Below are 3,597 nucleotides of genomic sequence, written 5' to 3' on the forward strand. Positions count from 1 at the left end.
AGTTAAGTCTTATTGAAAAAAGAAAAGGCTGGATTGTTGATTTTAAACAATCTTAATTAGCATCAAAGGTTATTATGGAGCGTTTACCTTAATTGTGAATTTATCACATTTGTTACGAACGTGTATTTTGAGTCATATCTTATTTGAATGCAAAACAAAGAGTTTGCATACGTCTGTCTTTGTAGTAATGTGAATTTTGTCCCAATATTGATGTTTTAGTCCCATAATGGTATTATAAAAAAGGGTAGGGTAAAAGGAAGTATTGAGTATGAAAAAAAGGAGTATTCTCAGTTTAATCAAGTATTATGCTGAGAAAAACGATGTTGGTTTCCGCAATGAGGCCTATGAAATTGCAAAAGAATTTGATAAGTCGGGTGATTATCAACTATCAGAATATATCATGTCATTGTTATCAAATGTAAATACATTTGTACCGCAAGTGTCGGAATCTGTATCTCCTTTTTTTGAACGAATTGAAGCGCAGGAAGATATGCTTTTGCTACCTGATGCAATAACAAATGATTTATTAGGTGTTGTAAATGTTGTTGAACATAATATTGGAATAAATAAATTTTTATTTCAGGGAGTGCCAGGAACAGGAAAGACAGAGGCGGTTAAGCAATTAGCACGAATTTTAAATAGAGATCTATTTATGGTAGATTTTTCTGCAATAGTTGATAGCAAATTAGGACAGACGCAGAAAAACTTGGCGGCCTTATTTAAGGAAATAAACAGCTTTGTTCAGCCGAAAAATGTGATTGTACTATTTGATGAAATAGATGCTATTGCTTTGGACCGAACTAATTCAAACGATTTGCGTGAGATGGGCAGGGCAACAACGGCAATACTGAAAGGCCTTGACAGAATGAAGGAGGATGTTGTACTTATTGCCACAACAAATTTGTTCGAACATTTCGATAAGGCTTTGATAAGAAGATTCGATTTGGTTATTGATTTTAACAGATATACAAAAGAGGATCTTCTTTTAATTTCAGAGAGACTGCTGGATAGATATCTTGATAAATTTAAATTGGCTAACAGAGATATTAGATTGTTTAGAAAAATTATGAATTTACTACTTGAAAAGAAGTATCCCGGGGATTTAAAAAACTTAATAAAAACATCTGTAGCATTTAGCAATCCTCATGATGGAATGGACTATTTTAGGAAATTGTATTATTCGATATGCGGTGAAAAGCCAAACGATTTAAAAAAGCTTCAAGCACAAAAATTTACAGTGAGAGAAATAGAAATCCTTACAGGGAGGTCTAAAAGTAGCGTTGCAAGAGACTTAAAGGGGCAGAACGTAGATGAATTGCATTCTTCAATTGAAAGGTAGATTTGAACAGCGCCCGAATGGATCGAAACCAGGAGCTCCGAAATTGCCCAAAGGTAAATCAGTAAAAAGCTCTCACTTAAGGGAGTTGGCGCAACAGATAAATAAAATATTTTTATATTGGCAGAGAAATACAAATATTGGAGGAGCTCTAGTTAGCGTACACTATAAAAACATTGTCCCCAAAAGCAATCGTCTTAAAGCATTATTAGCAGAAGGTAGTAAAGATCCCTCGGAGTCTGTAAGAGGTGCTAAATTTGTGTGGGAAAAAGATGATTTAGGTAAAACAGTTCAAAAGCATGTTTTCACACATTTTGTAAAATTGGAAACACTTGAAAAATCTGCTGAATTACTGAGAAATTCTGCGACAATCATTGATACACAATTTAACGGAGTACTAACATACGAACAATGCGAAATGATAGCTGATAAAAGAAAATGTTTCAGTAATGATATACTATCAAAATCTGCCTTCTTAAAAACGATTGTAGATGGGAATTATGTGGAAAGGTTTGATATTGATCGCGCAAACGAGGAAATTACACAAGATTCTATTATAACAATCTATCAGACAGGGGTGGAAACAAAGAGACTTTTAGCGAAATTTGGAATCAATATTGTTGATGATAGAATTATCGACGGCACAACGCTTAGATTAACTCCTGATGAGGCAAAGCTGCTCTATAATAACGCTTCATATCTCGTTGCTATGAGTTTGACGGATTTCTCTGTAATAAACAAAGATGATATTACTGATGAGATAGAAACTTGGAATGATGAATTAAATTTGATTCCGAAACCGTCAAATGAACCGGTGATAGGGGTCATCGACACTCAATTTAATGATAATGTATATTTTAATGAATGGGTTGATTATACCAATATGCTGGATGAAAATATTCCTTTATCTGAGGAAGATTTTCGACATGGGACAGCTGTCAGTTATATTATTGTTGATGGACCACAGGGAAATCCTGAGCTTGAAGATGGATGTGGAAGATTTAGAGTCAGACATTTTGGGGTGGCAACACATAAAGGGTTCAGTTCATTTGCGGTTTTAAGGTTGATTAGAGATATTGTTGCTAAAAATAGAGATATCAAAGTATGGAATTTATCCTTAGGTTCAAAATTGGAAATAAAGCCTAATTTTATTTCTCCAGTGGCTGCTGAGCTTGATAAGATTCAAAGTGAATATGATGTTGTTTTTGTTATAGCAGGAACAAATGCTCCGCAAGGAATGGTTGGTAAGGATATGAAGATTGGATCGCCTGCAGACTCATTAAATTCTTTGGTAGTTAATTCTGTTGACTTTAAAGGAAGATCTGCATCCTATACTAGAAGTGGTCCCGTGTTGTCATTTTTTAACAAACCAGATTTAAGTTATTATGGGGGCGACGGAAAAAGGGCTGAAGATAAGATTGCTGTATGTTGCGATAATACGGGGGCTACTTATGTGAGTGGTACCTCTTTTGCTGCACCGTGGGTATCCAGAAAGCTGGCATACTTGATACAAATAATGGGTCTGAGTAGAGAACTTGCAAAGGCAATACTTATTGATTCTGCTGCAAAATGGGATAGAAAAGATGATATTTCGCACAGGATGGGGTATGGAGTATTGCCGAAACATATTGACGATATAATCCATTCTTCAAATGACGAAATACGATTCCTTATGATGGGAACTTCAGAAGAGTATGAAACATATACGTACAACTTGCCTGTCCCTATTATAAATAGTACTCATCCGTTTTATGCTAAAGCTACTTTAGTGTATTTCCCACAATGTAATAGAAATCAAGGTGTTGATTATACTAGTACCGAAATGGACATCCATTTTGGAAGGGTTGTCATAAACAAAAAAAACAAGGCAACTATAAAATCTATTGATAATAATAAGCAATGTGAAGATGGTGTGGTTACCCTTTACGAAGAAGATGCAAGAAAAATGTATCGTAAATGGGACAATGTTAAGCATATTACCGAAGAAATAAAAGATAAGGCCGTTCCTAGAAAAGCATATGATTCAGGGTTATGGGGATTAAGTATAAAAACAAAGGAACGAATAACCTCAAGAACTAAGGAACCATTGCAATTTGGGGTTGTTGTGACGTTGAAAGAAATGAATGGAGTAAACCGCATTAATGATTTTATAAAATTGTGTATGGCAAGAGGTTGGTTTGTGAGTAAGCTTGATGTACAAAATCAGATTGATGTTTATGCAAAAGCTGAGGAAGAAATTAAATTTGAATAGAGAAATATTT

General features: G+C 34.6%; 2 protein-coding genes. Both read left to right on the forward strand.

What is annotated here, in order from left to right:
* Positions 1 to 268 precede the first annotated feature (268 nt).
* A complete protein-coding gene (locus ACJMML_RS08695) occupies positions 269 to 1,339 on the forward strand; it encodes an ATP-binding protein (protein ID WP_295591711.1) in 1,071 nt (356 codons plus the stop codon).
* Positions 1,311 to 3,587: a S8 family peptidase gene (locus ACJMML_RS08700; RefSeq protein WP_405306927.1), complete on the forward strand. Its 2,277-nt coding sequence runs from the start codon at positions 1,311 to 1,313 to the stop codon at positions 3,585 to 3,587. Before ACJMML_RS08695 ends, ACJMML_RS08700 begins: the two co-directional genes overlap by 29 nt.
* The last annotated feature ends 10 nt before the right edge of the window (positions 3,588 to 3,597 follow it).

It is taken from the genome of Methanobrevibacter sp., assembly GCF_045130115.1.
Classification (GTDB): Archaea; Methanobacteriota; Methanobacteria; order Methanobacteriales; family Methanobacteriaceae; genus Methanocatella.